The organism is Lactobacillus kefiranofaciens (genome assembly GCF_900103655.1).
GTDB classification, from domain to species: Bacteria; Bacillota; Bacilli; order Lactobacillales; family Lactobacillaceae; genus Lactobacillus; species Lactobacillus kefiranofaciens.
Map to the genome: position 1 here is coordinate 23,399 of NZ_FMXC01000013.1, position 26,170 is coordinate 49,568.

The 26,170-nt window shown below is 38.9% G+C and carries 26 protein-coding genes, 3 tRNA genes and 1 pseudogene; 13 read left to right on the forward strand and 17 right to left on the reverse strand.

The window, feature by feature from the left end; genetic code table 11:
- Position 1 precedes the first annotated feature (1 nt).
- Entirely contained in the window at positions 2-943 is a 942-nt protein-coding gene (locus BLP58_RS06230; protein WP_013855109.1) for a helix-turn-helix domain-containing protein, read from the reverse strand.
- Positions 944-1,102: 159 nt separating this feature from the next.
- Here BLP58_RS06230 and BLP58_RS06235 point away from each other — a divergent pair, with 159 nt between their 5' ends.
- Genes BLP58_RS06235 through pepI form a run of 3 tightly spaced genes read left to right on the forward strand, consistent with a single transcriptional unit; the run spans position 1,103 to position 3,999 of the window.
- Positions 1,103-2,452, forward strand: coding sequence for an ATP-binding cassette domain-containing protein (locus tag BLP58_RS06235; RefSeq protein WP_013855108.1), 1,350 nt, complete (start codon positions 1,103-1,105; stop codon positions 2,450-2,452).
- A gap of 3 nt (positions 2,453-2,455) precedes the next feature.
- Positions 2,456-3,109: an energy-coupling factor transporter transmembrane component T family protein gene (locus BLP58_RS06240; RefSeq protein WP_013855107.1), complete on the forward strand. Its 654-nt coding sequence runs from the start codon at positions 2,456-2,458 to the stop codon at positions 3,107-3,109.
- A gap of 5 nt (positions 3,110-3,114) precedes the next feature.
- Positions 3,115-3,999 carry a proline iminopeptidase gene (gene pepI, locus BLP58_RS06245; protein ID WP_013855106.1) on the forward strand — a complete coding sequence of 295 codons (885 nt, stop codon included), beginning with the start codon at positions 3,115-3,117 and terminating at the stop codon, positions 3,997-3,999.
- 9 nt (positions 4,000-4,008) lie between these two features.
- Here pepI and BLP58_RS06250 read toward each other — a convergent pair whose 3' ends face one another.
- From BLP58_RS06250 to yycF, 13 genes and pseudogenes are all read right to left on the reverse strand, one after another.
- Positions 4,009-4,896, reverse strand: coding sequence for a nucleotidyl transferase AbiEii/AbiGii toxin family protein (locus BLP58_RS06250; protein ID WP_013855105.1), 888 nt, complete (start codon positions 4,894-4,896; stop codon positions 4,009-4,011).
- Positions 4,893-5,504: a type IV toxin-antitoxin system AbiEi family antitoxin domain-containing protein gene (locus BLP58_RS06255; RefSeq protein WP_013855104.1), complete on the reverse strand. Its 612-nt coding sequence runs from the start codon at positions 5,502-5,504 to the stop codon at positions 4,893-4,895. The genes BLP58_RS06250 and BLP58_RS06255 overlap by 4 nt, the downstream gene beginning before the upstream one ends.
- 220 nt (positions 5,505-5,724) lie before the next feature.
- Positions 5,725-6,096 (reverse strand): SLAP domain-containing protein, encoded by a 372-nt coding sequence (locus BLP58_RS06260; RefSeq protein WP_013855103.1) that lies wholly within the window; start codon positions 6,094-6,096, stop codon positions 5,725-5,727.
- Positions 6,093-6,287: a hypothetical protein gene (locus tag BLP58_RS06265; protein ID WP_013855102.1), complete on the reverse strand. Its 195-nt coding sequence runs from the start codon at positions 6,285-6,287 to the stop codon at positions 6,093-6,095. Before BLP58_RS06265 ends, BLP58_RS06260 begins: the two co-directional genes overlap by 4 nt.
- Before the next feature lie 179 nt (positions 6,288-6,466).
- Entirely contained in the window at positions 6,467-7,729 is a 1,263-nt protein-coding gene (locus BLP58_RS06270) for an RNA-guided endonuclease InsQ/TnpB family protein (protein WP_013855101.1), read from the reverse strand.
- Positions 7,730-7,888: 159 nt separating this feature from the next.
- On the reverse strand, positions 7,889-8,353 hold the full coding sequence (locus BLP58_RS06275) for a helix-turn-helix domain-containing protein (RefSeq protein ID WP_013855100.1): 465 nt from the start codon (positions 8,351-8,353) through the stop codon (positions 7,889-7,891).
- A gap of 209 nt (positions 8,354-8,562) precedes the next feature.
- Positions 8,563-9,042, reverse strand: coding sequence for a 23S rRNA (pseudouridine(1915)-N(3))-methyltransferase RlmH (gene rlmH, locus BLP58_RS06280; RefSeq protein WP_013855099.1), 480 nt, complete (start codon positions 9,040-9,042; stop codon positions 8,563-8,565).
- A 459-nt stretch (positions 9,043-9,501) separates the two neighbouring features.
- A pseudogene (locus BLP58_RS06285) lies at positions 9,502-10,754 on the reverse strand (S1C family serine protease).
- 78 nt (positions 10,755-10,832) lie between these two features.
- On the reverse strand, positions 10,833-11,630 hold the full coding sequence (locus BLP58_RS06290) for an MBL fold metallo-hydrolase (RefSeq protein ID WP_013855097.1): 798 nt from the start codon (positions 11,628-11,630) through the stop codon (positions 10,833-10,835).
- Between the two features lie 16 nt (positions 11,631-11,646).
- Positions 11,647-12,471, reverse strand: coding sequence for a two-component system regulatory protein YycI (locus BLP58_RS06295; RefSeq protein WP_013855096.1), 825 nt, complete (start codon positions 12,469-12,471; stop codon positions 11,647-11,649).
- 2 nt (positions 12,472-12,473) lie between these two features.
- Entirely contained in the window at positions 12,474-13,820 is a 1,347-nt protein-coding gene (locus BLP58_RS06300) for a YycH family regulatory protein (RefSeq protein ID WP_013855095.1), read from the reverse strand.
- Positions 13,810-15,666 carry a cell wall metabolism sensor histidine kinase WalK gene (gene walK, locus BLP58_RS06305; protein ID WP_013855094.1) on the reverse strand — a complete coding sequence of 619 codons (1,857 nt, stop codon included), beginning with the start codon at positions 15,664-15,666 and terminating at the stop codon, positions 13,810-13,812. Before walK ends, BLP58_RS06300 begins: the two co-directional genes overlap by 11 nt.
- Before the next feature lie 67 nt (positions 15,667-15,733).
- On the reverse strand, positions 15,734-16,450 hold the full coding sequence (yycF, locus tag BLP58_RS06310; protein WP_025084205.1) for a response regulator YycF: 717 nt from the start codon (positions 16,448-16,450) through the stop codon (positions 15,734-15,736).
- 136 nt (positions 16,451-16,586) lie between these two features.
- Here yycF and BLP58_RS06315 point away from each other — a divergent pair.
- From BLP58_RS06315 to BLP58_RS06325, 3 genes are all read left to right on the forward strand, one after another.
- A tRNA-Lys gene (locus BLP58_RS06315) sits at positions 16,587-16,659 on the forward strand.
- 116 nt (positions 16,660-16,775) lie between these two features.
- Entirely contained in the window at positions 16,776-16,997 is a 222-nt protein-coding gene (locus BLP58_RS06320) for a hypothetical protein (RefSeq protein ID WP_013855092.1), read from the forward strand.
- 109 nt (positions 16,998-17,106) lie between these two features.
- Positions 17,107-17,179: transfer RNA gene (locus BLP58_RS06325), tRNA-Lys, on the forward strand.
- A gap of 263 nt (positions 17,180-17,442) precedes the next feature.
- Here BLP58_RS06325 and BLP58_RS11915 read toward each other — a convergent pair.
- A complete protein-coding gene (locus BLP58_RS11915) occupies positions 17,443-17,541 on the reverse strand; it encodes a type I toxin-antitoxin system Fst family toxin (RefSeq protein WP_143000325.1) in 99 nt (32 codons plus the stop codon).
- Positions 17,542-17,670: 129 nt separating this feature from the next.
- On the opposite strand from BLP58_RS11915, the gene BLP58_RS06330 reads away from it, so the two are divergent.
- From BLP58_RS06330 to BLP58_RS06355, 6 genes are all read left to right on the forward strand, one after another.
- Positions 17,671-18,429, forward strand: a complete 759-nt coding sequence (locus BLP58_RS06330; RefSeq protein WP_013855091.1) for a lysophospholipid acyltransferase family protein — start codon at positions 17,671-17,673, stop codon at positions 18,427-18,429.
- A gap of 105 nt (positions 18,430-18,534) precedes the next feature.
- Complete coding sequence (locus tag BLP58_RS06335; protein ID WP_013855089.1) at positions 18,535-19,371, forward strand: glycosyltransferase; 837 nt, start codon at positions 18,535-18,537, stop codon at positions 19,369-19,371.
- 20 nt (positions 19,372-19,391) lie between these two features.
- Positions 19,392-20,348, forward strand: coding sequence for a glycosyltransferase family 8 protein (locus BLP58_RS06340; RefSeq protein WP_013855088.1), 957 nt, complete (start codon positions 19,392-19,394; stop codon positions 20,346-20,348).
- Between the two features lie 12 nt (positions 20,349-20,360).
- Positions 20,361-21,308 (forward strand): glycosyltransferase family 8 protein, encoded by a 948-nt coding sequence (locus BLP58_RS06345; protein WP_013855087.1) that lies wholly within the window; start codon positions 20,361-20,363, stop codon positions 21,306-21,308.
- Entirely contained in the window at positions 21,305-22,189 is an 885-nt protein-coding gene (locus tag BLP58_RS06350) for a lysophospholipid acyltransferase family protein (RefSeq protein WP_013855086.1), read from the forward strand. Before BLP58_RS06345 ends, BLP58_RS06350 begins: the two co-directional genes overlap by 4 nt.
- Before the next feature lie 225 nt (positions 22,190-22,414).
- Complete coding sequence (locus tag BLP58_RS06355; protein WP_013855085.1) at positions 22,415-23,053, forward strand: LysR family transcriptional regulator; 639 nt, start codon at positions 22,415-22,417, stop codon at positions 23,051-23,053.
- A gap of 37 nt (positions 23,054-23,090) precedes the next feature.
- Here the strand turns inward: BLP58_RS06355 and BLP58_RS06360 are convergent, their stop codons facing one another.
- The gene (locus BLP58_RS06360) at positions 23,091-24,941 is read right to left on the reverse strand and encodes a flavocytochrome c (protein ID WP_013855084.1); all 1,851 of its coding nucleotides are present in this window, start codon (positions 24,939-24,941) and stop codon (positions 23,091-23,093) included.
- Between the two features lie 118 nt (positions 24,942-25,059).
- Here BLP58_RS06360 and BLP58_RS06365 point away from each other — a divergent pair, with 118 nt between their 5' ends.
- A complete protein-coding gene (locus BLP58_RS06365) occupies positions 25,060-25,983 on the forward strand; it encodes a LysR family transcriptional regulator (RefSeq protein ID WP_013855083.1) in 924 nt (307 codons plus the stop codon).
- A gap of 92 nt (positions 25,984-26,075) precedes the next feature.
- Here BLP58_RS06365 and BLP58_RS06370 read toward each other — a convergent pair.
- Positions 26,076-26,148 (reverse strand) — tRNA-Asn (locus BLP58_RS06370).
- Positions 26,149-26,170 lie beyond the last annotated feature (22 nt).

Below are 26,170 nucleotides of genomic sequence, written 5' to 3' on the forward strand. Positions count from 1 at the left end.
TTTATTTCAAATTAATGTTGGCCTGCTTAAACAACTCAGCTCGCATGGCTGCTGGCGTCATTTGGTAGTATTGATTAAATTTTTTATAGAAGAAGGACTTACTTGAATATCCTACTCGCCCAATAATATCTTTTAACGAAATATCAGGCTGCGCTAATAATATTCGTGCTTCACGCATTCTTCTTTCATCAACATGATCCACAAAGCTTTTACCCGTCTTCGACTTGACCATATTAGAGAAGTAATTGGCATTGAAGCCAAAATACCTAGCAGTTTTAGTTAAGGAAATATCCGCAAAATGAAGGTCGATGTAGTTGTCTAACGCGCTACGTTCGAACTTCGTCTTATCTAAACTGGTTGGCGTAGCCATACGCTGCGTCCTAATTGAGATAATCAGCATCACATTGAGCTCTGCCCGAATCAATGCCTTAGCAAATAAGTTATTATTTAAATAGCCACCAATAATGTGCTGCATTACCTGAGAAGCGCGCGTTAATAAATTGTTCTTTAACCAAAGAACATGTTCATTTTCCAAGTTATCGACAATCTGATTAATTACCTCATCTTCTCGGTCGCCTTTTGAACTAAAATCATTAAAATATTTACGATATCTAAAACTCGGCTTAAATTTTAATTTAGCAAGCACAGCGTCTGGATTTTGTTGCATAATTTCATACTTGCACTCCTCCGTAAGCAAGAGAACATTACCAGACTTCATTGCAACGATCTTTTCACCGCTCTTAATCGTCACATTACCTTTAGCAACATAAAGGATTGTCGGGACGTCCATCCGATAACGATGAATGCCTTTATTATGATTTTCAAGGTAGATAGTAAATAAATCAAAATCTGCGTTTCCAGCTCTTAGTCTAATTTCATTCTTATCTGTTGGATTTGACTGTAATATACTGGCAAGATATTGGTCTAAAGTAACAGTTGCCATAAGTTGTCCACCTTTCTATTTAATATTTCGTGATAATATCATAAGTATATTATAAAACATTTTTTTGATAATTATTGTGTAATCATGCTCTCTTGTACCGAAATAACTTTCTTTTTTTGCAAGTAGACAGGGCATGAATCATCTTGTACAATCGAGTTTATGACAGTAACAATTAAGCAGGCTACTTTTTCTTATGAAAAAGACCCCATCATCCAAAATCTCAACATGAATATTCCTGTCGGTTTTACCTTATTAGTTGGTCCAACTGGTTGCGGTAAATCTACCTTATTAAAGATAATCGCTAGTCTTTACCCCAAATATGCTGGCAAAATGACGGGAAGCGTCGATCTGCATGGCTTAAAGAGTGCGATGATGTTCCAAAATGCGGCTGAACAATTTACCATGGCAACACCGCGGGAAGAGATTATCTTTGCCTTAGAGAATTTGCAAATAACGCCAGCAAATTATGCGGAGCATTTACAAAAAGCCTTTGAATTTACCCAGATTCAGGACTTGCTAGACCAGAAGATCGATACCCTATCTGGGGGCCAGCAGCAACGTGTAGCTTTAGCTGTACTAATTGCGATGAATGTCGATATTTTTTTGCTCGATGAGCCTTTTGCTAGCTGTGATCCAGAAGCACGACAATTCTTAATTACTAAATTAGCTGCTTTAGCACAGAATGGAAAAACCATTATTTTAAGCGATCATGTATTAGATAGCTATGAAAGAATTTGCGATCACCTTTTCGAATTCAAAGCCAAAACTGTCGAAGAATTGTCTAGCAGTGAAAAAGAAAAGCTATTTAAACAAAATCAAAAGTTGCATGATCAATCTTACTCCTTTGTTCTGCCAACTGGCCAGCCCATTTTTAAAATGCGACAGGTTGAGATTAGCCAGAATAAATTATTGCTCAAGCAAGATCAATTAGATTTATATGGCAAGGCTACTCTAATCACGGGAGCAAACGGCGTAGGCAAAAGTTCGCTGTTTAAAGCAATGACCAAGATGATTGAGTACAAGGGCAATTTTACTTATCTTAAGCGCGAAATTAAGCAATTAAAACCTAGAAAATATCTTACTGAGGTAGCACAGATTTTTCAAAAGGCTAGCGATCAGTTCTTAACCGTCACTGTAAGAGATGAATTAGCATTAAGCAAAAAAGACCGCAACCAATTTTTCACCGATGAAAAGATCACCGAATGGCTGAAAAAGCTAGGACTTCAATCTCATCTAGATCAAGTCGTCTACACCTTATCTGGTGGTCAACAAAAGAAATTGCAGATTTTACTAATGTTAATCACTGGGCACCAAGTATTATTGGTCGATGAACCACTTAGCGGCCTTGATCAGCAATCAATTAAACTAGTTTTAACGCTAATGCATGAATGCCAAAAACAGCTGCAGCAGACATATTTAATCATCAGCCATCAGACTGCTGAACTCGCGCAGTTCTGCGATTACCATCTCGTTTTTGCGGATCAGCAGCTAAAATATGTGGAGAGGTAAATCATGAATCCCAGTTTAAAATTTATTTTGGCTTTTATTATTTCCCTGGAAATATCGCTTAAGGCCAGTTTAACGACTAACTTGATCGTGATTGCCTTTGCATTGGTATATCTGCTAATTACCAAAATAAAGACTAAAGAATTAATTTTGTTAATTGCTCTTCCTTTTATCGCGGCCTTTACAATCTTTGCGACCTTGTATTGGTTCTCGCCTACGCCCGATCCTTACTACGCCTGGAATTTGTCAACGCGTGTTTACGTTTATACGTTGACGATTACTTGCGTAACGCGCAACACTACCGCAACAGATTTTTCCCGTTCACTGGAGCAAAATTTGCATTTACCTAGCAAGTTCGCTTACGGAGTTTTAGCAGCCATCAATATTGTGCCCAAAATGCAAATGGCTGTGAAGCAAATTCGTACTTCCGCAATGATGCGGGGGATGTATCTCAGCTTTTGGTCGCCAGTCTTGTATTTCAAGGCAATTCTAGTTGCTTTAAATTCGGCAGATAACTTGGCGCAAGGCATGGAATCGCACGGCTATGTCGAAGGCCAAAAAAGGTCTACTATTGTGGCAATCCCATTAACGTGGAAAGATTGGACCATCTTCTTTGTTTTATTAATTTTAGTAAATATCTCATTATTTTTATTTAGGTAGCAAAAATGGAAATTATCGAAGGAAAGATGCCCTTCATGGGCTATGAAACTTATTATCGAATTGTAGGCAAGCGCAGTGAAAAGCCACCACTAGTCTTGCTTCACGGCGGACCTGGCTCAAGCCACAATTATTTTGAAGTGTTAGATAAATTAGCACAAATCGATGATCGCCGTATTATCATGTACGATCAATTAGGCTGTGGCAACAGCAGCATCCCCGACGATTATCCTGAACTCTATACCAAAGAAACTTGGATAAGGGAATTAGAAGCACTACGGCAGCATCTGGCCCTACGCAAGATCCATTTATTAGGACAAAGCTGGGGCGGCATGCTCGCTATTATTTACATGTGCGATCATCACCCTGAAGGGATTCAAAGTTTGATTTTGGCATCTACCCTATCCTCTGCATCCCTATGGAGCAAGGAACTCCACCGTATGATCAAATACCTGCCAATTGAAGAACAAGCTGCAATTCACCGGGCAGAATTAACCGATACTTTCACCGATCCAGATTACTTGAAGGCCAATGAGCATTTCATGAAGCAGCACGCAATTGATATGACTAAAAAATGGCCAGAATGCGTGATGCGTGAAAAGCGGGGCGGCACGGTAGCCTACGAGACCGCGTGGGGTCCAAACGAATATACGCCGGAAGGCAATCTGCATGATTATGAATACACGGATAAATTAGGCAAAATAAAAGTTCCAACTCTGATTACGAGTGGAACTGATGATTTATGTACGCCATACGTGGCTAAGACGATGCAGGACAACATTGCTGGTAGTAAATGGCGGTTATTCGAGGGATGCGGTCACATGTCCTTTGTCCAGCAGACGGATGAGTATATTGATATGCTACATAAGTGGCTTGATCAACATGATGAATAAATTTAATCTTTATTCATTTTTTAGAATTTGATTTAACCAATATTGTGTAGCAACTATTGTATCATTAAATCTTATACCTTTAGCAAAACTATAAGATTTAGTATAACTATCCCATAACATGTTCATTTTAGGGTTATTTTCAATTAATTTTATAGTGCTATTGCAATAATCGAAATCAATTTTTCCATTACGATAATATTGCACTTTACGGTACTTACAAGTATTATTAAATGCCCGTGCTAAAATAGAAAAATCTACAGTTTCATTTTGTTTAAGCAATATATATAAATCAAAAAAGTCTTTTAATCTAGTATTAGCAATACTTCTGGTTAATACCGTTTCTAATTTTTCTGGAACTATGGTTTCAACATTGTACGCTAAAATATTAATATCTCTATCTTCTAAAATTAAGTGATGTTTAAATTTGATCTCTCTAGGCGTAATTTTATCTCCTGTTGAGACATCAACTTTTATATTGAATCTTAGTTTTTGAAAAGCAATTGCATCAAAATACAGCCTATAACCAATATAAGTACCATTTTCATGAATTTTATGGCAATCAGTTAATTGAATCATTAATGGATCTTGAGGATTGGGCATTATAGTACAGATTTCTTTAAAGATTTCTATAATTTGTTCTTTAGTTAAATCAAAACCTTTAATTTCTGTATCTATATCTTCAGTGGAGCGATTACTAATTCCTACAATTGAAGAAAGTAAAAAGCCACCTTTTAAAATAAAATTATTCCTATATTTTGATAAAGAAATACGTTCTAGTAAATCATCTAAAACTATTTCTTTCCATAAAACTCCTATTTGGTTATTTTGTATATTATGAGCTTTAGCATAATTTTGAACTACTGCTTTGAACTGTCTAGCATCTCTAAATTCTCTCACAACAACACCTCTAAATAACTTTGAACTTGATTAATTGTTTTAAATTTTTGCGCAAACAAAAATAATTCTCCAATATCTTTGTTTTTCCTATTAGCCCATTTCTTATATGCATTAGTCACTATATCAGGATCAACATGATTCTGTGGACGCAATATTTCAGCTAACGTTCTTTCTAAACTATACGTTTTAACTTCATTGCCATTCATCGTTTTAACTTTAATAATTCCTAAGTCAAAATACTTACTCAATTGTGTATGTGCACTAATTTGTGTTGATATTTTCGAAGTGTTATATCCTTGCGGAAACATCATATCTAATTTATCAGGGTAACGATCCGAAAAATCTAATAAGTACAAAGCAGTATTTAAACAATAAATTCCTCGTTGATACTTTAATTGATAAATTGAAAACATATCTGGTAAATAATCATTGAGAGTATAAATTCCTCGTTCAGAACGCTCAATGTCATTATTTTTTTCCATTTTACTCAAATCATAATTAGAAAATTGAGTCTTTAACTCTTTTCTAGTAAATGTACTGTGATTATCAGAGGAAAGTTTTGATAAATTATCTAGCAGTTTTATCACTCTTTTCAGCTGTTCAATCATGCTATATTTTACTATAGATTATAGCATGGTTGAACAATTTTCTTCTAAATTAACTTTTTCGGCACTGTTTACATCAAAAGAATTAGATTTTTAAATTTATCCATTTCATACCCCATCATTGCACAACGTGGGGTATAAAATGGATATTTTTTCTATCAAAAAACGAAGGAGCAAATCTCTCTTCTTCGTCTTCCCTTATTCTTTCACTGCGTTGATGAGCCTATTTGAAGTTCACTACTTTCACGTAGCGCTTATTTGTTGCGGTTGCACCGGCTACCCGGTAGTAGCGCTTGCCGTTCTTGAACTTGTATGAGCCACCGTATGTGGTAATGGTAGTGCCCTTTCTCAAGACTGTGTAGTCTGCACGGCGCTTGCTGGTAGCGTAGACGTAAGCGTTACGCTTTAACACGCGGCCGCGGCCACTGATGTTGGTAGCCTTGATGTAGGCATCCCTGTCAGACAACTTGTAGTATTGCATGCCGTTAATCGTTACCAATGATGAGTTCACTGTAACTTCACGGTATGAGCCATACTTTTCACCGAGTGATTTGCCGTTTTCGTCGTATAAAAGTGCAGCATGCATGATCTTCATAGAGCTGTCTTAGTTTGAGCATCTGAGACCGTGGTCTTGCTGTTGGCCAGATATCTAGTCTGAATCCATAATCCATGGTTCTTGGTATTAGCTTCATTCTCAGAAATCTTTGAAACACTGGTAAAGAATTCACCATCAGTATACTTAGTCAAATTACCGATGTAGTATTGATCACCTTGATGACTTACCACCCATCAAATAGATGGGTGGTCTCTTTATTAGAGCTTTTCTGCGAACAGCCTGACTTTTGCTCTTCATTCAAAAATGTCTGCTCAAATATGCTTAAGCTTTGTGGCTTTTTAATTTCCACCAGAACATAGCGGTCGGCCTATCTTAGCAAGGCTTGGCCCAAGCCTTATCTGTTATTTTCTTAATTTATTGCCCTAGCCAAGATATTCTTGGCGGCATTTTCGTCTCGATCATGATCTGTTTGACAGTATGGACAAGTCCAGTTTCTGACTGCTAGCCAGTCTCTAGTTTTCATGTGCGCAAACTGCGGATTCTTTCTGCCGCATGCCGAACAGATCCGGCTGGTATACTGTGGTGGCACCACAATTAATTTCTTGCCGTACCACTCGCACTTATACGCCAGCAGCGCCCTGAACAGCGCCCAAGAAGCATTGGCGATATTGTGCGCTAATTTGTGATTGCCTAAAAGATTCTTGACTTTCAAATCCTCAATGGCAATCACATCGTAGCTTTTAACCAGTTCAGTGGTCACTTTCTGCAAGTAATCATATCTGATGTTTCTGATCTTTAGCTGGTACTTGCTTTTGGTCTTTCTCAGCTTCTGCCAATTAGAATAATCATACTTATCAATCTTAGTTTCATGCTCATGATTAAATCTAGCCACTCGCTTCTCAATCGCTGTGCGGTTACGGTCGCAATGACTTTGACGCCTGATCATTTCTTTTTCCAGCTTAAAAGTATCAGGCACGCTAAAATGTCTGCCATCCAGCCACTCATTGCCTAAGCCCACGTCAATGCCGACCGCTTTACCGGTCTTCTTAGACTTAGTGCTGTATTCAGCCAACTGTCGCTTGTCTTTCACCACGGAAAAGCTGATATAGTAGCGATCTAAATCTTGTCGATAGGAAATGACGGCTTTTTGGATGCGAACATTTTTTAGCGTATTCAAAGAACTAGTTCTAAGAATAATGCCATTCTTTTTGCCAATTCTTAAATGATGCGGACTAAGCACTTCTATTTGAGCTTGAGCGCCAGCCTTGGTTTGATATTTAACGTTTTTAATCGTTGCTGTCTGTAAATAATATTTACGGCTTTTAAACCTAGGCTTGCCTTGCTTGACCTGCTTTTTAGTTAAAAAGGCCCACATCGCATCGCTAAAGCGCTCGACTGTGAACTGCAAAGAAGTGCTGTTGATTTTCTTAAGCCAGGCATGCTCTTTGCGCATTAAAGGCTGCCAACTCTTCAAGATCCCAATCTTGGGAAACTTAAGCTGAGGATTGGCCTCATAGCGTGCTTCAAAGGTGGCCACGAACTGATTCCAGACAAAACGATTAGCCCCAAACAGCTGCCAAATCCAGGCGATTTCTTCGCCCTTTGGATAAATCCGATATTGTCTAGTGCCAAGCTGAATTTCTTGTTCAGCCAGCTTGGTTTTAAAAGCCATAATTTCATCTCCTTTTTTTGAAAATAATGACATTATTTGCGTATTTAATTTTACCATTGAAAGAATAAATTTAGGCAAAAAAGCAGGAGAAAGAACAAATTCATCCCCTCATCAATAGATGGGGAGGTATTCTTTGTTCTTTCTCCTCACTGTTTGTTCTTATTGCATAAATTGCTCAGACAATTTTGTCTTATATTCAGTATTAGTTAAATCATCTCCTGACAGATCTAGATAATAATTTGCTGCTATAGCAGATTTAAGTAAATACTCTGTTTTTAGCAATCCATCGCCTGTCTGATCATATTTGGCAAGCAAATCTAATGATATTCTCTTTAATTCTTTAATATCATTTGTTTGATAAGCAAGCTCAACTTGAGCAATTATTTCTTTTATATCTACTTCGCTAGCAACAATTTCATCATATGAAATATTCATGCTAGTAAGCAGCTTTTCAAAAATCTCTACAGGTAATCCTTCCTCGCCACGTTCCCAGCGAGATAACGTAGATGGTGAAACAACCCCAACCTTTTGAGCCAATTCATTAAGAGAAACCTGTGCTTCTTTTCTAATTTCTTTAAATTTTGGACCAACGATTTTATCTATTTTGCTATTTCTTCTTTTCAACGAAAGGACTCCGTAATGTTAAGTAACAAATTATCAAAACTTTTAATATCTATCATAATTGGTGGAGGAATAATTACAGCTAGTAGTATAAGCTGCCTTCCTTACCTTCAACTAATAATCTAATATAGTACTCTTTATTAAGCAAAAAGCAATCTAGATTGCACAAAAACAACCTCTATTCTTCTCAATCGAAAAATAGAGGTCTTTTTCTACTTATGATACGGACTACCTGAATTAATCATGAACGCACGATAGATCTGCTCAATCAGCACCACCCGCATCAACTGGTGTGGCATCGTCAACTTGCCGAAACTGATCAAATCATCCCCACGCTTGTTGACCGCATCACTGGTACCCAAGCTACCGCCAATCACAAAAGTAATATCCGAATGACCATAGGTCGCTAGATCTTGAATCTCTTTAGCAAATTCCTCACTGCTTCTCTGCTTTCCCTTAATCGCAGTGACATAAACGTACTCCTTGTCCTTAATTTTGTTCAGGATTCGCTGGCCTTCGATTTCCTTAACCTTTTCGTCCTCGGCAGCACTAAATTTCTCAGGTGCTTTTTCATCCGGTACCTGGACAATCGACACTTTAGCGAAGCGGCTCAAACGCTTTTTATATTCCGCAATCGCATCTTTAAAATACTTTTCTTTTAATTTTCCAACACAAACAATTTTAATATTCATAATTCCTAGTTTACTACAAAAAACCGCTTAGAGTTTTCCACATTTTTCTTAAAATCAAAATCTACATTTTGTGGTATGATGTTAATTATATTCTATAACTTGTGGTGTAAATTTTTTTGCAAAAGATTTTCCCACAGCTAAATTATGAAAGCCCTTTTTCACAAACTTTATTTATAAAGTATGATTAGATCAACATGAACGCTCGTTTTAGCATATTTATTTCACTAAATCTTGCTAAAAATAGCCTTTTTTGTCCACAAGTGTATAAGCCTATAGTTTAGCAGTTATACACAATCCACAGAGTTATCCACAAGCATAAGTAAAAAGATATCCACTTGACAATTTATAAAACCGAACTTTTACTTGTTACACATTCTAATAGTTAATAAAAAAGACTATATCTAACTTAATCCGCATGATATAGCCTTTTTATGTTATTTACTTTTTTTAATCTATTGCTTAATTGCCTTCAAGCTTAACCTTCAAATTGACATTTCTGCCATTTCTGTTCACGGTTACATTGACGGTATCACCGACTTTATGGCTATAAAGGATACTGTGTAACGATGCCACATCTTCTACCTTCTTGCCATTAACTTGAGTAATAACATCGCCGCTCTTCATCCCTGCATTAGCAGCTGAACCATTCTTGTTGACTGAGGCAATGTAAATACCGTCTTTCAAGTTAGACTTGATCTTCAAGCGACTTCTGTAGCCTTCTGGAATACCTTGCAAGGCAATGACCCGTATGCCAAGTTGTGGGCGAGTAATTTTACCCTTCTTAACCAATTCATTAACAATCGTGACTACTTCATTAGATGGAATAGCAAAGCCCATCCCTTCTACAGAAGTACCATCACTTGATTGCGACAACTTCATTGAGTTGATCCCAATGACTTGACCAGCTGAGTTAACTAAGGCACCACCAGAGTTGCCTGGATTGATTGCGGCATCAGTCTGAATAACCGTCTGTTGGTTACCCGATGAAGTAGAGATCGTTCTAGCTGGAGCTGAGACAATTCCTTGCGTTACCGTAGAAGCATATTCGCTACCTAATGGTGAACCAACCGCAATAACAGTTTGACCAGCTTGCAGGTGCTTAGAATCACCAAATTCAGCTGTCTGCGTTACATATTTAGCATCAATGGATAAAACAGCTAAGTCTGTCGTGCTGTCTTTACCGACTACCTTAGCCTTTACCGTTTTGCCATTGGCTAATTGTACTTGGACGGCATCGCTACCTGAGATTACGTGATTATTAGTTACAATGTAGCCCTTGCCGTTCGACTTCATATAGACAACGCCGGAGCCTTCACTATAGGTCTCAAGTTTGCCATTTTTACTTGATGAACTATCGCTATCGTCACCAAATAAACTACTATAGAGTGAGTTAGTACCACTTGATGATTGTCGCTTCAAGTTAATTACGGATACTACAGCACCCTTAACATCGTTATAAGCAGTAGTCATAGTGCCACTTGTCTTAGCACTCTTTTTTCCGAAATCTTGCTGCTATTTGAAGATACGCTCGTTTGAGCGGTGTTATTATTCACTGAAGCATTATTCATTTGATCAGCAGCGTAATAAGATACGCCACCACCAATAAGCCCACCAACTACACCGACGATTGCAGCAGTAGTAATAATCTTGCCGTTAGTATTTTTTCTTCTAGGACTGTTTGGCACTTGGCCATTAGTTTGATTTTCTACCATATAATTGTTCTCCCCTCATCATTAGTAACATCATACCGATCAAATTTGAACATTGTATGAAAAATTATCTTAAAAATACTAAATTTCTATCAATTTAGTTGGCTTATTAGGTTCCGTATCAATAATCTGCACATCATCACTCAAGTTAGCATCCCCTTCAACCAACATTTCTTTCGCCGTTTCATGAGCTAGGTATTCGGTATTGTTGTGCTGACTACGGTGAGCTAGGAAAATGTGCTTCGTCTTAGGCGTTACCACGTCAGTTAATGCTTGTGCGGCCTCATCATTTGATAAATGCCCCACGTCTGACAGAATTCGCTGCTTTAACGGCCAAGAATACGGTCCATTACGCAACATCATCGTATCATAATTGAACTCCATCATATATGCATCGGCATCTTCAATAGTACCTTCAACTTCTTGTGAGACATATCCTGTATCCGTTAAAAATGCGATGCGCTTTCCGCCACTAGTGAAGACGTAATATTGTGGTTCAGCCGCGTCATGACTAGTCGCAAAGGCTGTAATATCGACATCGCCAAAGGTTTTAGTCTGACCGGGTTCAATCGTGTTCATCTGCTCGGCCGGCAACTTGCCAATTTTTTGCGTATCTAATAGATATTGCCAAGTTCCACCGTTAGCGAACGCATCAATTCGCGAATAGCGCCGCATTAAAACGCCTAATCCGCCACTATGATCTGTATGATCGTGACTTAAAAAGGCCATATCAATCTCATTAATATCTACGCCAACATCAGCCAGCAACTGTTTAGTTTTCTTACCAGACAAGCCAGCATCCATCAAGATCTTATGCTGGCCCGTCATAATTAAACTGGTATTGCCAGTTGAGCCGCTTGCTAAAATGGAAACCTTCACAATCTTTCCTTTCTATTTATTTTTCAACATTATACGCACTCAACTGCAACATCTGCGCTGTATAAGCATTGACCCGCTTCAAGGTGATATTTTTAGTCGTCTTATTTTCAATCCATACCAGCCAAGTAGGCAATAAAATCGTGCTGCCACGTACTTCGGTCAACTTAGAATAGCCTAACTTTATTCGCATTAACCGGGAATTATTAGTCAACTCTCGATTAGTATACATTGCCCGAACCGCACGCCAAGCACTAATAGTCGACTGCAATTCTCTAACTGGACTAGCTGTTCCCATATAGGTCTCAGTATAATTCATAATCTGATGATTTTTTACATTAATCGTTAACTGAGCGGAATTAGTGTAAATATCGCCATAGTCTGAACTCTGTACAAAGACGTAATTATCATCGCTGGACATATCAGGTTCATACTTGAACTTTTTCCCATAAGGCACATTCTTGCTATTATTTTTGAAGTCATTCAGCTGCTCTACTATTTCTTTTGGATTTTTACTTAAGAAGAAAGAAATCTTAGGCGTTGCATACAGAGTATTGTCATTCTTAGAATAGCGTGCTTCAACGTTCGTTAACGCATCTGTTTTATCTGATAAAAAATCGCGATTTTTCGTAGCTAGATAGTAACCGGAAGCTGGCATGTTAGAAATCTGGTTAGGTAAGTCAATATTGTCTGACTTCATTTCAGAACGAATGCTAGCCACGCTTCGTGTTGGGGTATTGCTACCGCTCAGGTTTACAGGTGAACGCAAGATTTCAATTCCTAGGTAAATATCAATTAATAGGAAAACAATGAGAAACAACCATTCAATTCGTTTATGGTCCATCTTTATTTCACCCCATTATTCTTAACCCGATTATCAAACTTATGGTATGTAGTCAGATCCTGTTTCTTCCATTCATCCATACTCTTCCATTCGCCATAGGCCTTGACGTAATAGGTAGGAATCAGATTGATCAAACTATGATGGCTAGAATCATCTTCCATCTTAAAGCCAACACCGATTCTTTGAATATCGCTTTGCTTTAAACCATGAGCAGTCAGATCACTAATTACATCTGCAGTTGGTTTGATTTCCTTAGTCTGCCCGTCAAACGGGATTGGAATCTGAAAGTTAATACTGTTAAAGGCTACAGTAATGGCATCCGTTGAAAAAGTCGTTTTTACTTGCAAATCGTGCTTGTTTAAAAATACTGGGATGCCTTCAATGTAATTCAAATAGCTAACGTTAGAGCCATCCGCATCGAAGAAACGCAAATCTTGTTCCGTTAAGCCGATTTGGTGCACATAATAGACGCTGTCCAACAAGCGATTAGTAGCATTCGGAATCTTATTCTTTTCAAAATGCGTGTACAGATAATTATGCTTGCCCGAATTAGGATCCGGCACCCTTAATCTCGTGTAGTAATTGAGCGAGTACACCGTCTGGCCCGTCTTATTGGTCTTGCTAGTTACACCAGAGGTGCCAAGCAACCTAGAAACAAAGTAGGAATAAGATTGATGGTTAGTTAAATAGCTATAAACCTTAGCGTTGATATTTTTGACATAAAACGCTGAATACCCTTCTTTTAAGCGAACTAAACGAATCTCATGCTTAGTTCGCGCCGTTTTAGCATATTTTCTTAGTTTATCGAAATTAGCGCCCTTAATCTTAACCCGGTAAATCTCATTAGTTTGATCATTTCCCAGGTAAATCCAATGGTTAGAATTAGAAACGAAGAAACGGTTAAACTCACGATTATCCTTAGTAGACTTATTCAAACGGTTAAACAAGGAGAAGGTAATCTCATCTGGATAAACTAATTGCAAATATTTAGGACTGTTAAGATATTTTTCGTATTCATCTTGTGACTTAATGACTTTTTTAATTCGATTAACAGCCTTAGCCTTTTTAATCTCTTTAGTAAATTCCAGAGTCAAATTATTCTTAGAATCATATAACTGGCACAATTTGCCATCAGAGAAACCATACGAGGTGGTAGGAATATATAAGTCATATAGCGACTTAGTGTTATGACTGCGCACCTGCTTGGATTCATTATCCTGATTTTGTCCAATATTGCTAAAACGTTGGTCACTAGTCATGATAAAAATCCATAAAACGGCCGACAGAATGATGACTATCAGGGTTCCTAGCCCTAAGAAAAAGTCACCGAATTTAAATTTAAACTTCATCCCAGTCATCCTCCTCTGTCATTGGTTCATAAGGCAAAGAAATATAGAAAGTAGAACCTTTGCCTTCACTACTGTCAGCCCAAATGCGACCATGGTGGGCCTCGACAATTTCTTTAGCAATGGCTAAACCTAAGCCGGTACCACCTTGAGCACGTGAACGTGCCTTATCTACCCGGTAGAACCGATCGAAGATCTTATTTAAATCTTTCCTTGGAATACCCAAGCCTTGGTCAGTAATGCTTAAGATAACGTGATTCTGACTCTGAGCCAAGCGCACGGTAATCACACCACCATCTGGAGAATACTTAATGGCATTGTTCATAATATTGTCAATTACCTGCATCATCTTGTCAGTATCGATCTCAACCCATAGAGCCTGATTGCCTAATTCACGCTTAATCGTGTATTTCTTCTTTTTATCTTTATTCTTATCGGTTTTTACAATCATATCGAAGCGGTTGAGAATATGGTTAACAAAATCATTTAAATTAACGAATTCAAGATCCATCTTGGAGACGCCTCGGTCCATTCTAGACAAGCTTAAAAGATCGTTAATCATTCTGATCATCCGGCTAGTTTCTTGCTGCGTCACTTCCAAAAACTTTGGTGCGATCTTAGGGTCTTTCCAAGCACCTTCATTTAAAGCCTCAATATAAGCCTGCAAGCTAGTCAGTGGCGTCCTCAATTCGTGTGAAACATTAGAAACAAATTGCTTTTGGGAATTTTCATTCTTCTGCTGTTCAGTTACATCATGCAAAACACAGACGCTACCAGAAACGAAGCCAGTTATACGTTTAATTAGTGAAAAGCTAGCATGCAGAATCATTTCATCAGGCGTACCTGCATTAGTAGTAACGACGATCTCTTTTTGACTAGAAATCAAATCTTGGGAAGAAGTATCTTCTAAGCCTAATACTTCCGCAATTGGCTTATTAATAATATCCTTCTCTTTAGCATTTAAGTAACTCAAGGCCATGTGGTTAACCACGCTGACATTGCCATGACGGTCTGTAGCAAGCAACCCATCGCTCATGTGCGACAATACGCTGTCTAGCCGACGCCGCTCACTATCTGATTTTTCTTGCGAACGTTCAATCCGCACGGACAAGGTATTAAATGCTTTACCCAATTGACCCAATTCATCATTAGAGTAGATCTTAACCTGACTAGAATAATCGCCATCGGCAATATGCAAGGCTTGCTTCTGCATTTCTTCAATCGGCTGTGTAATTGCCCGGGAAATAACCAGGGATAAAAAGGCTCCAAGCAGCGCCGCAATTAATGAAGCGATCAAGAACGTTAGTGAAATCTGCCTTAGATTGTCAAAGACATCTTGCATGCTGGCCTTAACATAGATTGCACCGACATTATTATTAGAACCATTGCCACTAGTTAAGGGAGAGATTTGAATCATGTAATTGCCGTGATCATCAACTACTTTGTTGATCTGGTGTCCGGTTGAAATTACCTGCTTAACGTCCGTGTTGTTGATTCGCTGTCCTATCTTGCTTTTATCATTCAAGTTAGAAACGGCCCGAATCGTATCCTTATTATCGACGACGATAATTTCACTAATTGAGTCATTATTATAATCATTAACAATCTGGTTCAGACGATCATTGGCACTCTTATTATCACTAGCTAATTGATTAGCCAGTTGGTTGCTGACGATTGTTTGAATCTGAATAGATGATTGGAAGTTCTCAATACTATTTTGTTCTAATTGTCTAGTAAAATAAGCACCAATTACTTCAATCGTAGCTAGCAGCATCAGCATGAAGACAATCGCTAGCTTGGTATTGATCGAATTAAATGTGCTGTTTAATCTTTTTTGAATTCTTTTCATTATTCTTATTCAACAAAAAATACAAAAAAGAAAGCCACCTGTTGATACAGTTGTGTGGCTTTCTTTATTATCCTTCACTCGGTTGTTTGACATAGTAGCCGACACCACGCCGCGTAACTAAAATCTGAGGTTGGATTGGATTATCTTCAATCTTCCCTCTTAAGCGGTGGACGGTTACATCAACAGTCCGCACATCACCAAAATAGTCATAGCCCCAAACAGTTTGTAAAAGGTGTTCACGGGTCATTACTTGTCCCATATGCTGAGCCAAGTAGTACAGTAATTCAAACTCACGGTGCGTAAGTTCAATCTTCTTACCACTCTTTTCAACAATATAGGCATCAGGCATGATGACCAAGTTACCGATCTTAATATTCTTATCGGTCTCTTCTTGGCTAGCGGCTTCTGCCTTCTTCATAATATCACGCCGACGCAAGTTAGCCTTCACGCGGGCTACCAATTCTCGATTGGAGAATGGCTTAGTTACGTAATCATCGGCGCCCATTTCTAGGCCTAAAACTTTATCAATTTCAGTATCTTTAGCAGTTACCATGATAATTGGCATATCGTGCGTTTGACGAACTTCACGAGCAACTTCTAGTCCGTCTTTTTTAGGTAACATTAGGTCCAGGATCATTAGGTCTGGATCATATTCGTCAACTTTTTTAACAGCTTCTTCGCCATCATAGGCGGTGTCGACGTCAAAGCCTTCCTTAGTTAAATTAAATTTGATAATATCAGAGATTGGCTTTTCATCGTCAACGACGAGAATCTTTTTTGGCATCGGGAATGCCTCCTTTGTTCTTCTATTATACTGAATTTTGTAATATTAGCCAAAAAAATCTAATTTTTTATCAAAAAAGTCTTGCATTTTTAATCAATTAATAGCATAATAGTATCTGTTGATTAATTTAACACATGGGTGGCTAGCTCAGCTGGCAGAGCAACGGACTCTTAATCCGTGGGTCCAGGGTTCGATCCCCTGGCCACCCATAATAGATTCGTTAGAGATAAGATTTCGGTCTTATCTCTTTTTTGTGCTTATTACTCGTCTTGCTATCTCTTTGTTGCTAAAATATAAGTAACTAAGTATACGAGGAGGTTTTACGATGAATGAAGCTGTATTTTTCAATCCGGGGGATGCCATTGCATCTTCTCACGACTTTAAAGAAGCACGCCGCAGCGCACAAATCATTAAGGCAGAAAGACCAACTGGTCGACAAATTGTGATCGCGGAAAATGATAAAAATGGTGTATATGCCGTTTATTATGCTGATAGTGCTAAACAGAATCATGCTGGAGAAGCGCATCACATCAAAGATAAGATTTAAGAAAAGTCATTTTAGTTGACTTTTTTATTTTTTTCAAAAAAAGACTTGTCAAACATCAAAATAGCTGGTAATATATTTAACTGTCAGCACGAGAGCTGATAAAAAATATGGGTGGCTAGCTCAGCTGGCAGAGCAACGGACTCTTAATCCGTGGGTCCAGGGTTCGATCCCCTGGCCACCCATAATATGGAAATGGCACTGCAAGAAGGCGGTGCTTTTTTTGTGCCGTAAATAGAAAAATAGTGCAACTATCAAACAATATATTTCACTTTCAATAATGAACCTAAATAGTTTTAAAAATAGTACACAGATGCTATAATGCATAGTGCAACGAAGAAAATATGTCTATATGACAGTACTCAAAAAGCTCTACCTGGTCGAACAATAGGTAGAGCCTTTTTTTAACACTTATTGGCAACTAATAAGCGTGAGGGTAGATCGACGACTACTTATGATTGTTGTCTCGATGATCTAGCCAGTGCTCGAATAGTGCAAGCACTATACCCACGATTATGGGCGCAACAATCGAAGAAAATAAGTCCATGACAGTCTCACCTCCCTTCAGGATTTAGGAGGAAGTAGTCGTTGAAAATAATTTTAACATAGCAATGCGGTCAATTAACCGTCTTTTTTCATGCTATGATTAATAAAACAAGCCTACGGAGGAACAAGAATGAAGCACGTTTATTACTACCATAAAACCACCGACGATGTCGTCGCCAGCCATAATCAAAATTTCACTCTACCCGATGACTATGTAATTTTGCCTAATTCACGCGGTGCTAAAATCTGGTCTCCCATCGTTCGTCATCTAGCCCGCGCATTCGGTTGGCTAGTCTTCCGCGGTTTTAATCACGTTAAAGTAATCGGCCAAAAGAAGCTAAAACAGGTAGACGACGGCTACTTCATTTATGGCAACCACACCCGTCCGATGGGCGACGTTTTTACTTCGTTAACCATTTTCCCTATTAAAAACTTCTACGCCATCGCCGGTCAAGCCAACTGGGGCATCCCCTTCATCGGCAAATACCTTGTCCGCTACGGCGGCTTACCCGTCGGCAAAGACATGAAGCAATCGATCAAATTAATCAAAGCCATCAAAACCGTTATCCAAGATAAAAAAGGCGAAGTCTTAATTTACCCCGAAGCACACGTTTGGCCATACTACACCAAGATCCGTCCCTTTGGTTCCACCAGCATGCACTTCCCTGTTAAACTCAACGCGCCTAGTTTCGTTATGACTAAAACCTATCATCGAAGGAAGCTATCTAAGCGTCCTCGCGCCGTTATCTACATCGATGGACCATTTTACCCGGATCAGGATTTAAGCCGTAAGGAAGCACAAAGCAAGCTTCACGACGAAATCTGGCAAGCAATGACGAAGCGAGCACAGTTAAGTGATTATGAATATTGCAAATACATCCAAAAATAAGATCAGCAAGCATCCAGCTACTGGTCTTATTTCTTATGCTTATAAAAGTTTTATCTTCACATGGTATTATATAGGTAACATTATCTAAAACCAACGGAGGTAATTATGAATATACTTTTTTGCGGAGATGAAAACGCAGAAGACGGCGTCCTAATCTCGACGCTTTCTCTACTAAAAAACTCTGGCGCCCGAGAACTGCATCTCTACATTTTAACCATGGAAGCTCATAGCGATGAACGCAAGTATCATCCCTTCTCTAAACACGCGGCAGATTACATTCGCAGTCTCTTAGTCAAGGCCAATCCTAACAATACGCTGCAGCTAATCGACTGTACTGACTTGTTCATTCAAGAGCCTCCGACCGCCAACATGAACACGCGCTTTACGCCGTATGCTATGTTGAGACTATTTGCGGATCAATTGCCCGAGATTCCTGACCGCATCCTTTATCTAGACGATGATATTGTAATTCGCGGCGACATCACGGCTTTTTATAGACAAAATATCACTGGGATCGAACTGGTCGGCGTACTCGACTATTGGGGCAGATATTTCTTTCACAACGTTAAAACCAAGCACGTTTTTGACTACCTTAACTCCGGCGTTCTACTGCTAAATATGCCCAAGATTAAACAAACCGGGCTATTCGCTAAAGTACGTCACATGATGCAGACCAAGAAAATGTTCCTGCCTGATCAATCTGCCATCAATAAGCTTGCCGTAGCCAAGCGTGTCGTGCCTCGCCGTTATAACGAACAATACAAATTGCACAAGAACACTAAAATTCAGCATTTTACCACCAGCTTCCGCTTTTGGCCGTATTTCCATACTCAAACGGTCAAGCCTTGGGACGTAGCACGAGTACACAGCGTACTGCATTTACATGAATATGCCGATTTACTTAACGAATACCTCGCAATCCGCGATAATTTAAAGAAATAGATTTTATTTGGAGGGAAAACATGCAAACTATTCCTGTTTTTTACACTATTAGTGACAACTATACCACTTACGCTTATGTCTCCATTCAATCATTGATTGATCACGCAGATCCTAACCAAGATTATACGATCACCTTGTTGGTTCAAAAAATTAGTGCTGCACACAAACAGAGCCTAGAAGATTTATCAACCGACAATGTCCACGTGAAGATCTTCCATATTAATGATGAAATGGTTAAACCTATTCACAAGACTAAGGAAAATTACCTAAGAGCTCAATTCTTCACCATGTCGATTTTTTATCGTTTATTCATCCCTGAATTATTCCCGCAATATGACAAAGCCGTTTACTTAGATGCAGATACAATTATTTGCAACGACATTGCCAATTTGTACAATACCAAGATTGGTGAGAACATGTTTGCCAGCTGTCCCGATTTATCCATTCGCTACATGCCACTACTACAAAAATATATCAAGGAATGCCAAGGCATCTTGCCTCCTGAAAAATACATCAACAACGGCGTCATCGTCTTCAACATGAAAGCCTTTAGAGACAAGCATTTCGTCGATAAATTCTACTACTTGATGGATAAATACCACTTCGATAACGTTGACCCTGACCAGGCCTACATGAACGAGATTTGCGAAGACAAAATTTATCACTTGCCTAAAGAATGGGATTCAATGCCAAACGAAAGCATCCCTGAATTTACTAATCCTAAAATTGTCCACTACAATTTATTCTTTAAACCATGGCACTTCGCTGACGTGCAATATGGCCACTATTTCTGGGATGTCGCAAAAAAGACGCCGTATTACGCTGAACTCAAGCAGCAGCTAGACGACTTCACCGATGAAGATCGCAAGAAGGCTCGCCAAGACCTAGAATGGATGGCTAAAAAAGTTGACCTGATCGTCAACGAGCCACACACTTGGGCCAAGGTCAAACAGCACGAATCCGTCAAGATTGACTAAGAAAGGAACATTATGACAGTACCCATTTTTTACAGCATCAGTGACGACTTTACCAGATATGCGGTCGTTTCACTCCATTCTTTAGTAAAACACGCTAATCCCCAAACAGATTATACGATTTATTTCTTAAATCAAGACCTGTCCAACCAGCACCAAGCTGATTTATCAGCTTTAGGCAGCAACAACGTTCACGTTAAGTTTTTCCACATTGACGATGAACTGGTTAAACCGATTCAAAACCGGAAGGAAAATTTCTTGCGGGCAGATTTTTTCACAATGTCAATTTTTTATCGTTTGTTCATTCCGGAGCTCTTCCCGCAATATGATAAGACCGTCTATATCGACAGCGACACTATCGTTAACGACGATATCGCTAAACTCTATGACACCGAGTTAGGTAATCACCTATTCGCAGCCTGCACCGATTCTTCGATCCAATATGTAGCCAAAATGGTGAAATATATCAAAGACGTTTTAGCGTTGGATCCTAAGAAGTATATCAACTCCGGGATGCTAGTCATGAATGCTAAGGCATTCCGTGAAGAAGGCTTTATTGATCACTTCATGGATTTATTAGAGCATTATCACTTTGACTGTATTGCACCTGATCAAGATTATCTTAATGAAATTGGCGAAGGTCGAATCCTGCACCTTAATCCGCGCTGGGATGCCATACCTAATGAAAACACCGAACCCCTTGCTAACCCCGGATTAATCCATTACAACTTATTCTTCAAGCCTTGGCATTTCCGCAATGTTCAGTATGAACAATATTTCTGGGAAAACACCCAAGAAACTAAATTCTATGATGAATTAAAGGCTGAACTTGATCATTATACTGACCAAGAACGAGCAAACGACCGGGAGAAGCTTAATCATATGCTTTTAAAAGAAGATAAAACAGAAAAAGGCCCTAACAATTGGGCTAATGTTAAACAAAGAGAGCAGGTGGCACTATGATTTTTGGCGATAATCGCGAGGCCGTTATTAAAAATATTCAAAAAGCTGCTAATGACCGGGACTTCACTGCCAAGGTTGAGATTAGCGATCCACAAATGTCACTAGCTGAGCGTTTACAACTTGTGAATGATTATTGGCAAAGACGCAAGTCCTTTTCTAGCAAATTCAATAATCACGTGGGCCATGCTTTGTTTGATGCTTTAGCAAAAACTCTAGTCGGTTCTACTGAATTCCGCGGATTAGAGAACTTAAATAATCTACCAATTGGTGGTGCAATTTTAACGACTAATCACTATAATCAAATCGATTCTTTACCAATGAAATTATTGGCCGATAAAATGCATCATCCCCTTTCAATCGTTATTGAAGACACCAACTTAAAATTGCCTGGCTTTTTCCGCTATCTGATGAATTATGTGGGAACTATTCCTTTGGTTCAAAGTCCCAGCTACATCGCTAATGAATTTCCCAAGCACTTAAGTCACGCGCTCGTTCAAAACAATTGGGTCTTGATCTACCCAGAGCAAGAAATGTGGTGGAACTACCGCAAGCCGCGAAAATTGCAACGCGGTGCCTACTATTTTGCCGCTAAACAAAATGTGCCAGTTATTTCAACCTTCGTAGAGATCAAAGATTTGCCTAAGACTGAAAAGAAGGATGCCAATTTTTACGAAACTAGTTATGTCGTACATGTTTTGCCTCCAATTTTCCCCGATGTCTCTTTAAGCGCAAATGAGAATGCCCATCAAATGATGCAACAAGATTATCAGCAAAAGGTTGCTGCTTACGAAAAAATCTACGGTAAGAAACTTAATTATGATTTCTTAGACTGGGACATTGCGGGCTGGCGCGGTCATTTAACATCTGATAAAGCAGAATAATTTATCTAACAGTGACACTATGTTACTATTAAAACATCAAATTAACCTAAACTAGGTTAATAACTGAAATTTTGATCCAAAATGAATCCTCAAAAAGTGCAGATACAAAGTGCAGATACGATGTCTGCACTTTTTTGTTTACTAAGACGGGAATATTGTTCTTATTCATCTAAGAGAATATAATGATAGTTAGATAGGTATACCAGTATAGGTGAGGTGTGAAAAATGAACCTGAATCAGTTTTATTACTTCAATGAATTGGTTAAACAGCATCAATTCTCTCGGGCTGCCCAGCTCCTCCAGATCTCCCAGCCCAGCTTGTCTAATTCAATAAAAAAACTAGAAAAAGAGCTTAATTGCGATTTAATTGTGCGTCAAAATGGTCGAACCGAGCTGACTAACTATGGTCAAATTTTTTATGAAGCTAGTACTTCGATTGTCGCAACTTTTGAAAAAGCTAAACATGATATCAAACAGGCACAACGCGGTGAAAACAATACGATTGAATTAGGTTGTATCCCTACCGCAAGTGAATTTTTCTTGCCTCACTTTATTAATGCCTTCAAAGAGCAATGTTCTAAGTCAATTCATTATCTTTACCACGATGCTCTTCCTGAGTGTATTTGCCAGGAATTGCAAAACGAAAATTACGATATTGGTATCTGTACCAAGGTCGATAATTATCCTGACTTGACTTTCATCCCGTTATACATTGAAGACACAATTTTTACTGCTAACCAAGATAGCAATCTAGCTGCAAAATTAGTTTTACCGAAAAATACACGTATAATTTACCTAGTTTATAATTCCACGGCTAAATTATCGCCATCTACGCAAAAATTAATCAACTTCGTTACTAAATGAAAAAGCCTGACCTTTGTCAGACTTTTTTTGATTTACATTATTTATTTTCTGCAAAAGCAGTATTAGCAGCAATCCGACCAAAGGTAAAGATGTCAGCCAGTGAATTTCCACCTAGACGATTACCGGCATGAATGCCACCAGCTACCTCACCAGCCGCATACAATCCCTTAATTACGCTGCCCTTTTGATCAATTACGCGAGCATCAGTATCAATCTTTAACCCACCCATAGTATGATGAATAGCCGGCTTACGCGGTGTAGCGTAGAATGAAGCTACTTTACACTTCAAATTGAAAGCACTTTTGCCAAATTCCGGATCTACCCCTTGATCGACATAAGAATTATACTTCTTAATCGTATCTTCAAGCACTTCTGGCTGCATTCCAATCTGCTTGGCCAAGTCAGCTAAAGTATTAGCTCTAAAGAGCGTTCCTGCCTTTACCTGAGCATCGATAGACTCTTGGGTAGTGTTATAGGCAGTGGCCTTAATCTTGTCATCAGCAATCAAATAGAAGAGTCCGCCATTGGCAATTGCGGCTTTAGCCAAAGTATCACGTTCCGCAAACTCATTTACAAAACGCTTGCCTTGCTGGTTAACCATAATGTAGTTCTCAGGTGGTGTTTGCAAGCCAGTAAACAATTCTCCCGTCTTTGGATCAGATACCGGCATTAATTGGATAAAGCCCATACCGACCAGAGCTGCACCAGCTTCTTGACCTAACTTAATTCCATCGCCTGTAATAGCAGGTGAATTAGTGGTTGGCATATCATTATCAATGTGTTTCCAATAAGTATTATACTTTTGGACCATCTTCATATTAGCGCCAAAGCCGCCGGAAGTCAGAATAACAGCCTTAGCATGAACTGTAATCTTGGAGCCATCGTTTTTTTCTGCTACGACACCGACTACGCGGCCGTCCTCCAGTAATAAATGTTTAGCACGCGTCTCTGTTAATACAGTTGCACCATGTTCCTTGACCCAGTCACCTAACACATGGCTATAAGCATAACCCATTGGCTCAACCGGCTTATGACCTCTACGCCATAATGCACCAACTGGCATAGTTACTTGGCTATCATCGAACTTGACACCCAATTCCTTTAACCACTTTACTGAATTAAGTGCATTATCAACTAATTCTTTAACCAAAGCATAATTCCCATGAATTTCGTTGCCATTTAAATCTGTTCGCTTGCCTCCAAGATAAGTTTGAATTTCATGGAGCAATTTTGAATCGAATAGATAATTAGCGCCAGAATCAACGTATTCTTTAATTTGCTTTTGCAAAGCTTCAAAGTCAGACTGATATTCAGGATCGATTTGTTTAATTGGAGTAGCAGCTAGTTTTTCTAAGTCTTCTTTTTCACCAGCTAAGGCCTTAAATTGCTTTTGCCATTCAGGTTCAGCCGCGTTCATTGGACCGCCCGCACGAGTAGTGTTCCCACCAATTTGTGGGAACTTCTCTAAAACAACTACCTTTCTGCCATGTTGCAGACTGCGAGCAGCAGCTGCTAACCCAGCACCACCTGCACCAATAACCACAACGTCTGTCTCATATTCTTTATCCTGCACAGCAGATTCTTTAACAGGTTTAGCACGTTCGCGCCACTCTTGCGCATCTCCACCCGCTTCATCAATTGCAGCTGCAACGCCATCAACTACGCCGTGACTAGAAATCGTCGCGCCACTCACCGCATCCACGTTTAATGTTTGATTAGCCACAATTAGCTTTGGCAGACGATTAAAGACTTCATCTGCAACGCCTTTAGTTTCACCGCTCGCATCAACTTGGATATCCTTAATTTTATCTTCCGTTAGTGTAACTTTCATTGGCATGTAACTCGAGCCATGTCCCTGTGCTTTTATACTATATGTACCTGGTTTCATTATCTAGATCTTCCTTTCTTGTAAGGGCTTTCTCTTTAATTTTAATGAAGATCCAATCCTAGGTAAAATAGTTTTCTAGCTAATGCGTTATAATAATTTTATTATTGGAGGTATATTTATGAATGATCCTGAAGCATTATTACACTATCTTGATATCCTGCTTAAAGAAAGCAACTTTACCAAGGCCGCACGTGAATTATATATTTCCCAGCCGTATTTAACGCAATTAATTAAACGAATTGAAAAGAAATTAGGAACCAAAATCCTAAACCGAGACCATGTGCCCTTTTCACTCACTGACGCAGGAATGATCTATTACAAATATCTGGGAAATATTTCCTATAATGATCAGCAATTGAGTCGAAAGCTAGCACCTTTTACGCAACCAAACAAAAAAATTATTAAATTGGGTATCTGGACCAGTTTAGGTACTTATCTATTGCCACGATTATTGCCAGATTTTTTGCAAGAGCATCCTAATGTAGAAATCCAGCTATTTGAGAATTCTCCGCGTAATAATGAAACCAACTTGCTCAATGGCGATATCGATTGTTATATTGGTCAAACGCCAGAAACAACTTCACGTGATTTAAATTACACAGTTAAACAAGGTGAACAGTATTATGTAGTAATTCCACAGACATCACAATACTTCCAGTCTGGTAAGTTTATTTTGGCACCTAATGACTTAGACCTAAAAGAAATTCTGCAAGCTCCGATGGTGCTTAGCGCTTCAGAGTCGGCTATTCGACACCAGGTAAATGGTTTATTCCAAAAATTCCATATTAAACCGCAAATTGTTTTAGAAAGTAAAAGTATTATTACAGCAACTGCGCTAGCTTTACGTGGCGTGGGCTTAACTATTTCTTCTGCCAGCATTCTTACCCGGATGCGTCAAACACCAATTAATCTATTACCTATTGATGAGAATCTAATCTATATTAATTTCTTCATTGCTACACGGCAAAAGGATCCTGTTTCTGCAGCTGTCCAAGAATTAATTAAGAGTTTCAAGAATCTTGATCTAAATACAAACGTCTAAAAAAGCGCTTCGACTACCGAAGTGCTTTATGCTTTTTATCAATTTTTCTACACAAAAAAGGAAGCCCCCCTCAGGCTCCCTTCTTCTCCTTGCTCCGGCTGTCAGACTCGAACTGACGACATCTTGATTAACAGTCAAGCGCTCTACCAACTGAGCTAAGCCGGAATATTAAAAAAAGAGCACGGCA

Excerpts from the sequence above, each read along its gene's own strand:
- BLP58_RS06230 (WP_013855109.1), bottom strand. The coding sequence starts at position 943 with ATGGCAACTGTTACTTTAGACCAATATCTTGCCAGTATATTACAGTCA.
- BLP58_RS06235 (WP_013855108.1), top strand. The coding sequence starts at position 1,103 with ATGACAGTAACAATTAAGCAGGCTACTTTTTCTTATGAAAAAGACCCC.
- BLP58_RS06240 (WP_013855107.1), top strand. The coding sequence starts at position 2,456 with ATGAATCCCAGTTTAAAATTTATTTTGGCTTTTATTATTTCCCTGGAA.
- pepI (WP_013855106.1), top strand. The coding sequence starts at position 3,115 with ATGGAAATTATCGAAGGAAAGATGCCCTTCATGGGCTATGAAACTTAT.
- BLP58_RS06255 (WP_013855104.1), bottom strand. The coding sequence starts at position 5,504 with ATGATTGAACAGCTGAAAAGAGTGATAAAACTGCTAGATAATTTATCA.
- BLP58_RS06260 (WP_013855103.1), bottom strand. The coding sequence starts at position 6,096 with ATGAAGATCATGCATGCTGCACTTTTATACGACGAAAACGGCAAATCA.
- BLP58_RS06270 (WP_013855101.1), bottom strand. The coding sequence starts at position 7,729 with ATGGCTTTTAAAACCAAGCTGGCTGAACAAGAAATTCAGCTTGGCACT.
- rlmH (WP_013855099.1), bottom strand. The coding sequence starts at position 9,042 with ATGAATATTAAAATTGTTTGTGTTGGAAAATTAAAAGAAAAGTATTTT.
- BLP58_RS06295 (WP_013855096.1), bottom strand. The coding sequence starts at position 12,471 with ATGGACCATAAACGAATTGAATGGTTGTTTCTCATTGTTTTCCTATTA.
- BLP58_RS06300 (WP_013855095.1), bottom strand. The coding sequence starts at position 13,820 with ATGAAGTTTAAATTTAAATTCGGTGACTTTTTCTTAGGGCTAGGAACC.
- walK (WP_013855094.1), bottom strand. The coding sequence starts at position 15,666 with ATGAAAAGAATTCAAAAAAGATTAAACAGCACATTTAATTCGATCAAT.
- yycF (WP_025084205.1), bottom strand. The coding sequence starts at position 16,450 with ATGCCAAAAAAGATTCTCGTCGTTGACGATGAAAAGCCAATCTCTGAT.
- BLP58_RS06320 (WP_013855092.1), top strand. The coding sequence starts at position 16,776 with ATGAATGAAGCTGTATTTTTCAATCCGGGGGATGCCATTGCATCTTCT.
- BLP58_RS11915 (WP_143000325.1), bottom strand. The coding sequence starts at position 17,541 with ATGGACTTATTTTCTTCGATTGTTGCGCCCATAATCGTGGGTATAGTG.
- BLP58_RS06330 (WP_013855091.1), top strand. The coding sequence starts at position 17,671 with ATGAAGCACGTTTATTACTACCATAAAACCACCGACGATGTCGTCGCC.
- BLP58_RS06335 (WP_013855089.1), top strand. The coding sequence starts at position 18,535 with ATGAATATACTTTTTTGCGGAGATGAAAACGCAGAAGACGGCGTCCTA.
- BLP58_RS06340 (WP_013855088.1), top strand. The coding sequence starts at position 19,392 with ATGCAAACTATTCCTGTTTTTTACACTATTAGTGACAACTATACCACT.
- BLP58_RS06345 (WP_013855087.1), top strand. The coding sequence starts at position 20,361 with ATGACAGTACCCATTTTTTACAGCATCAGTGACGACTTTACCAGATAT.
- BLP58_RS06350 (WP_013855086.1), top strand. The coding sequence starts at position 21,305 with ATGATTTTTGGCGATAATCGCGAGGCCGTTATTAAAAATATTCAAAAA.
- BLP58_RS06355 (WP_013855085.1), top strand. The coding sequence starts at position 22,415 with ATGAACCTGAATCAGTTTTATTACTTCAATGAATTGGTTAAACAGCAT.
- BLP58_RS06360 (WP_013855084.1), bottom strand. The coding sequence starts at position 24,941 with ATGAAACCAGGTACATATAGTATAAAAGCACAGGGACATGGCTCGAGT.
- BLP58_RS06365 (WP_013855083.1), top strand. The coding sequence starts at position 25,060 with ATGAATGATCCTGAAGCATTATTACACTATCTTGATATCCTGCTTAAA.